5 protein-coding genes are annotated in these 6843 nt (G+C 48.6%); 4 read left to right on the top strand and 1 reads right to left on the bottom strand.

The genetic code is table 11. From position 1 onward, the window contains the following. The 3 genes from AC1DUA_RS21045 to AC1DUA_RS21035 all read left to right on the top strand — a co-directional run. Positions 1–470, top strand: a 470-nt coding sequence (locus AC1DUA_RS21045; protein WP_477501634.1) for an ABC transporter permease subunit, incomplete at its 5' end; no start/stop codon positions are given. Between the two features lie 12 nt (positions 471–482). Next, a complete protein-coding gene (locus tag AC1DUA_RS21040; RefSeq protein ID WP_477501633.1) occupies positions 483–1346 on the top strand; it encodes a carbohydrate ABC transporter permease in 864 nt (287 codons plus the stop codon). Further along, the gene (locus AC1DUA_RS21035) at positions 1289–4540 is read left to right on the top strand and encodes a glycosyl hydrolase family 95 catalytic domain-containing protein (RefSeq protein ID WP_477501632.1); all 3252 of its coding nucleotides are present in this window, start codon (positions 1289–1291) and stop codon (positions 4538–4540) included. Before AC1DUA_RS21040 ends, AC1DUA_RS21035 begins: the two co-directional genes overlap by 58 nt. 958 nt (positions 4541–5498) lie before the next feature. Here the strand turns inward: AC1DUA_RS21035 and AC1DUA_RS21030 are convergent. Further along, positions 5499–6218: a 3-ketoacyl-ACP reductase gene (locus tag AC1DUA_RS21030; protein ID WP_477501631.1), complete on the bottom strand. Its 720-nt coding sequence runs from the start codon at positions 6216–6218 to the stop codon at positions 5499–5501. Between the two features lie 268 nt (positions 6219–6486). On the opposite strand from AC1DUA_RS21030, the gene AC1DUA_RS21025 reads away from it, so the two are divergent. Next, a partial coding sequence (locus AC1DUA_RS21025) for an extracellular solute-binding protein (RefSeq protein WP_477501630.1) occupies positions 6487–6843 on the top strand: 357 nt, incomplete at its 3' end.

The raw sequence follows: 6843 nt of genomic DNA, 5'->3' as shown, positions 1-6843 counted from the left end.
TCTTTGGCATCGAGCCGATTGATTTCTTGCAGAATGAGAACTGGTTCCGCTTTCTATTCGTTTCGTCTGGCATATGGCAAGGAATTGGTTGGGGTTCTATCGTTTATTTGGCAGCAATGGCGACGATCGATCCGACGCTGTATGAGGCGGCCAGGATGGATGGGGCTAACCGCTGGAAGCAAACGCTGCACATTACGATTCCAGGCATCATGCCGACAATTGTGATCCTGTTTATCTTGCAAATGGGCAATATGCTGACGGTTGGCAGCGAGAAGGTGCTTTTGCTTTACAATCCGCTTACCTATGGAACAGCAGACGTGATATCGACCTATGTCTATCGCAAAGGGGTATTAGAGGCAAGCTATAGCTTCACGGCAGCTGTCGGGTTATTTAACTCGGTGATCAGCTTTATTCTGATCGTTGCGGCTAATAGCTTTGTCAAACGAATCAGCGAGAACAAACTGTGGTAAGGAGATTTGCACATGAAACTAACCAGTGGAGAGCGAACATTTGGCTACTTCAATATGCTGTTGATGCTCGTGCTTTGCGCTGTCACGCTGTATCCCTTCTTGTACGTGGCATTCGCTTCGCTTAGTGATGCGACATCACTGCTGCAGCATCGAGGTATTATGCTCAAGCCGGCAGGGTTCGATCTTGGTGCCTATAAGGCTGTTTTCGAGAATCCGATGATTATGAAAGGCTATCAGAATACGCTAATCTATGTCGTGCTAGGAACGACGATTAACTTGCTTATGACGGCAATTGGCGCCTATGTATTGTCCAGGCAGAATCTCTATTTTAAAAATATCATCATGTTCTTTATCGTCATTACGATGGTTTTCCATGGTGGACTTATTCCGAGTTACCTGCTCGTGAACTCTCTTGGCATGATGAATACGATGTGGGCCATCCTTATTCCGGGTGCGATCAATACGTTTAATATGATTATTATGCGTACTTCTTTTCAAGGCATCCCGGTCAGCTTGGAGGAGTCGGCCAGGATGGATGGCGCGAATGATTGGGTGATTTTATTCCGAATCGTCATCCCGCTTTCGATGCCCGTTATTGCCGTTATGATTTTGTGGTATGCAGTAGGGCATTGGAATTCTTACTTTAACGCGCTTGTGTATTTGCGGAACCGTGAAGCGTATCCTCTCCAGCTTGTGCTCCGTGAAATTCTGATTTCCAACAATACGGACTCGATGATGGCAGGTGGCGGCGATGACAAGTATGCTATCGGAGAAACCATTAAATATGCGGCCATGCTCCGAGCAGTTGGAATGAGGCGTTGCCGATCGGCAATGGGCACTTTGGTGGTATGGCCTATTTCGAAGAGAATAAGCTGACGCTTGCGCTCAATCATTATGAAGTTTATTATCAAAAGCTTCATCGTTACAGCAAGAAGTACCGACATRGCGAAGGTCCAGATTTCACCTTTCAATATGGACGTACATTTGACGAATTGAAAAAGCTGGCTGCAGAGTGCTATCGTAATCCCGAACAAGGTCCATTATTTCTATATGGTGATGCGTTAAACGCGAACAGCATGTACAGGAAATATGGCAAACCCTCGGGTGGGACCTCCCATTATCCGACCGGGGAAATTCATCTTTTTCCATCCAAAGTGCTTTCGGACCCTGATCATTATTCGTTATCACTTGATGTTGATAGGGCAGTTGTTCAGTTAGATCTGGAAAAAGATGCGGATAAGCTTGGCGTGAGCACGATGATTGCGCAAGATGGCGATTATGTCATCACCACCATTCGTCAGACGAATGAGGCGTTGTTACCCTCGGTAGCAGTATCTGTCCCCCGTAGAAGATATGTGGATATGAATGTGACGTATCATCAATTGGATGATATGACGTTTTATTACGTGGGCGCTTTCTACCCGGATGGTGAAGAGAAGGAGCACTACGATCCGTTCTCATTCGTCGTCATGATGAGGATTGTCGGAGCCAAAGGTAGTGTTGTTGCAGGTCCCGATGATAGTCTGCGAATAGCCCTTCGCGATGCGGAGGCAACCCTGACACTGCTAACAACGGTGGTAACAGAGGAGGAGACCAAGGAACTGGTTTCGACTGCTCTGATGAGGCTGACGAAGCCAACTTCACACGTGGAAGAGATGGTGGAGCATCATCAAGCCTATTGGAGGAGCTTCTGGTCTCGCGCCTCCATCACCTTGCCGGATAAAATGATTGAAGATCTCTGGTATATCAATCTATACGCAATCGCCTGCAGCAGCGGAAAAGGTGGCAGAATGCGCGAGCAAGCATGCGGATTGAACGGCTTGTGGGATATTAAGCAGCCAACGAAGTGGGGCAGCATGTGGTACTGGGACGTTAATATTCAAGCGGCATTTTGGCCGCTTTATACGGCTAATCGCCTTGACGTCGCCGAAGCGTTCAATGAGGGGCTGCTCTCTTATGTGGAGCTTGCTGAGCAGATGTCGCAGCAGTTTCATGGGATTGAAGGCGTTGCGGGTGATTATCCGCATGCCTTGTATGTCAGTATTTGGCCTTGGTGCGCGCAATTCCTTTGGGACTATTATCGCTACAGCATGGACCTCGACTTCCTAAGGGAAAAGGCTTATCCGCTGTTTAGGCAGATTGCCAGATTTTTCGAAGGTTATTTACAGGTGAATGAGCAATCAGGACGTTATGAGGTATTCCCAGACATTTCCCCGGAGCAGGGGCCTTTGACTCGTAACTCGACTTGTTCCCTTGCTGCTATCAAATATTTGCTGAAGATAGCTGTGGAAGCGGGCGAGCTGCTTGGTGAAGCAGAAGCTGACCGACTTAAGTGGATAGCGATTGTGGATAGCTTGGCTTCGTATCCAACGGCTGTTTCCAATTCGTACGGCGATGTCTTTCTGGACTCGGAATGGGCGCCTGCCGACATGCATTTGCGGCATCCTTCGCTCCTTATGCCCATTTATCCCATTGGAGAAATTAATAAATACAGCGAGCCTCATCTGCGAAAAAGAGGAGAGAATACGCTTCGATATGCAGCAAATCGGACGGAATACGGCATGTTTCAGTTCGGTTGGCTTTCCTGTGCTGCTTCCCGATTGGGGAAGGGCAACACGGCACTTAGGCTGCTCTATGAGCAAGGCATCGACTTGTCGCTCAGGAGCAACGGCTTGTTTGYGGAAGAAACGGAACGCTGGATGAACTATTGTAACATCACGAATGAGCCGTTATACCATCCCCACATGATGGAGGCTTCTGGCGAACTGGTTGCAGCAGTGAACGAAATGCTGCTGCAGAGCTATGATGGCGTGATCGAAGTATTCCCGGCGGTGCCTTCTGGTGAGCCGGAGCCGGAGCTTTCGATTGGTCTCTACGAGCATGAGGTAGATAGGRAGCAGTATGAGGAATGGAGCCATTGCTCCTTTCGAGGCCTGCTGGCAGTAGGCGCCTTCGAAGTTAGCGCAGAGCTGACAAATGGCCGAACCACTTGGGTGACTATCCTAAGTAAAGCTGGGAAGAAGGTTGTTATTCGCAACTCGTTTCACGTTGGCGATAACGTGATGGTTTTGAGAAGAGAGGGTCAATCATGGATCAGAGTAAATCATCTGGAAGAAGATGGACGGATTTCGTTTGATACGGAGAAGAACGGGGAGTATGCGGTTTATCCTCGTGGGGAGTCTGTAGCAGCTGGGTTATTTGCTGTTGATTCTGGTGGACAGGAGGCTGGACGAGACGATGGACAGAACGCTGGACGGGACGATGGACAGAACGATGGACGAGATGATGGACAGAACGCTGGACGGGACGCTGGACAGAACAATGGACGAGACGCTGGACAGAACGCTGGACGGGACGCTGGACAGAACGCAGAACAGAACGATGGACGGGACGCTGGACGAGACGGGGGTGATGCGCGGGACGCCAAGAGAGTCTATCCGCTTGTGCATAAAGCTCATACACATCGGCGAGTGTTTCTTGGTAAAAATGCTGACACCCAGCATGCTAGATTGCTCGACCATTTCACCTTTGATTATTACTCTGGCAATTCCCGAGAATCTAGACTGGCTGCTTACCGCTTTGATTTTGGCGTGGACTCGTTGGAGAAGGATTATAACAACGTGCTTCCCAGACAGGTTCATGTAGAAGGTGTTCTCGGTCAGACGTTCCGTAAAGTAACACGCGAGTCGATGTTTAAGCCTTATTCCGGCATCGGCTGGGAGTGTGYGGGGGATCTCAGAGCGATCGATCGCGGGGGCCCGGACGAGCTGCGAAGGGATTTTATCGGTGGAGAGAGCGAAGCGACGTTTGTGGTGGAGCTGCCAAAAGGGAGATACGATTTGCTCTTCGTATCTGGCGATGAAGAGGCGTCTTCATATACAGAGGTAGAAATCGTTGGGCAAAGCACGTGGAAGCCGGAGAAAACGCTGAAAGTGGGCGAATTTGCAACGGATATTTTGCCAATAACGCAAAAAATGGACGGTTACGTGAAGTTGAGATTTCGTACCTGCGAAGGCTTGCAGTGGAGAATCAACGCGCTGATAATTAATAAGAATTACACGTATTTATAGGAGTGGAGAGGGTTGCGCCCTTCTCTGCGGCAGGAAATTACTTGCCGAGGGGATGGGGGATTTTCAGCAGCAGCACCAATTAGCGGTAGATTCTTCAGATTCCTCCTCTATCCCAGCGGAGGCGGCCCAGTGGATCGCGCCCGAGGAGCTGGGCAATGGGGTGGAATGAAGGAGTGCATTGCCGGAATGGCATGATCACTTATCAATAACACCGATTTCTCCTACTACTTTCTGCGTCTGATCCACTTTTGCTGAGTTAACTGGCATTAATACCGCTAATTTGATCAAATCCAGCTACTTTCAGCTGCCAGAGACGATATAGATGTAGCTTCTACCGTTATTTCACTCCCTGCCCCAATTTGGTGCAGAATAACGGTAGAATTTCCCTCTATCCCAGCGGAGGCGGGGTGTGGATCGCGCCCGAGGAGCTGGGCAATGGGGTGGAATGAAGGAGTGCATTGCCGGAATGGCATGATCACTTATCAATAACGCCGATTTCTCCTGCTACTTTCTGCGTATGATCCACTTTTGCTGAGTTAACTGGCATTACTACCGCTAATTTGATCAAATCCAGCTACTTTCAGCCGCCACAGACGATATAGATGTAGCTTCTACCGTTATTTCACTCCTTGCCCCAATTTGGTGCAGAATAACGGTAGATTCCCTCTATCCCAGCGGAGGCGGGGTGTGGATCGCGTCCGAGACGATATAGATAGAGCTTCTACCGTTATTTCACTCCCTGCCCCAATTTGGTGCAGAATAACGGTAGAATTTCCCTCTATCCCAGCGGAGGCGGCCCAGTGGATCATCCCCATGAAGCTGGACTACGGAGCGGAATGATCAAGCAGCTCGAATAAAGGTAAATTGTTCCAACTTATCTACCGGAAATGAAAAGAAAGACCGATAAATCCCCAATAAATTGGGCTTTTATCGGTCTTTCTGCTGCTCTCGGCGCTAACTATTGCGGATTCGTCGTCCAGATCCCTGCTGTTTTCAGGAAAACGCGCTGCGGCAATTTCAAAGCTGCCAAGATGAGCTCAGCCACATCCTCCGGCTGCATCATACGGTCCTCATCACCTATCGGCAGGCCCGCTTTGACAGAAAGCTCTGTATTCACGGTGGATGGCGTAAGCGCAGTTACACGGATGTTCGATTTGCGAACCTCTTGAAGGAGCGCTTCTGTCATTCCGATGACAGCGAATTTCGATGCGCAGTAGGCTGAACCGGTGGCAAAACCTCGCTCCCCTGCGGTCGATGCAATGTTAATGATGCTTCCGCCATTTTGACTCAACATGGTTGGCAGGGCGGCGCGAGTCACATGATACGTACCCATGAGATTGGTTTGGATAATTTGCTCCCATTGATCGGGATCCATATCGACCAATGTGCCGAACTGTGCCGTTCCAGCATTATTGAGCAGGATATCCAGGGAACCCAATTCCCCGATTAGTAAATCCACGGCACGTACCGCTTCTACTCGCTTGGAGATGTCCGCTGTAGCAATGCTTACTTTGACGCCGTATGCGCTTGTCAATTCTTGTTGCAGGGACTCGAGGTCGGCACGGCTGCGCGCCAATAATCCGAGATTAACTCCCTCTTTCGCCAAGGCAATGGCAGCAGCTTTACCGATCCCTTTTCCAGCTCCCGTAATGATGGCTGTTTGATTGTGTAAGGTCATGAGATATCTCCTTTTATTTTCTGAATTTGGTATTCATATTATGGAAAGTATGGCCCCATTTTAGGCCATTTATCGGGCGGAGTCAATTTTAGCAGCTTCCGTATATAGTTGTGGCAATTAGGTCACTCTTTCGTTATGTTAGATTATATTACATTAAAAATTCAGACAATATGATAAATTGGTGGGATACAAACTTGGTAAACGGTATCATATAATAAAGGCGTAAGATGGATGTTAAAAATAATAACATAAAGTGAGGGGTTCATCGATGATTCATGGAGTGATTAGAAAATCGGTGTTAGCTGCTGCTTCAGCTGCTTTACTGACAATTACAGCTTGCAGTAATGGAGCTGAGCCGGCAAAAGAAGTAGGGAAAACGCAAACATCAACACAACCCGCCTCGAAACAACAAGTTACGCTCACTTTGGAGGAAAACTGGTCCACCCCGAACGTAGATAACCAGCTGTACAAAGAAAGAATTCAGAAATTCCAAGAGTTGAATCCAGAGATTAAGATTGAAATGCAGGATATTCCGTCGGCTCAATATCGGACTAAGCTCCGTACCGAAGCAGCCGGCAACAGCATGCCGGATATGTTCATTCTATATCCAGGCGTTGATATGGAC

This window comes from Paenibacillus sp. 01T422 (genome assembly GCF_056398785.1).
The sequence above is the reverse complement of the archived record's forward strand: the minus strand, read 5'-3'. Positions and strand labels throughout refer to the sequence as shown.

Bases quoted from the DNA above. Each gene is read 5' to 3' on its own strand.
- AC1DUA_RS21040 (WP_477501633.1), top strand. From the start codon at position 483: ATGAAACTAACCAGTGGAGAGCGAACATTTGGCTACTTCAATATGCTG.
- AC1DUA_RS21030 (WP_477501631.1), bottom strand. From the start codon at position 6,218: ATGACCTTACACAATCAAACAGCCATCATTACGGGAGCTGGAAAAGGG.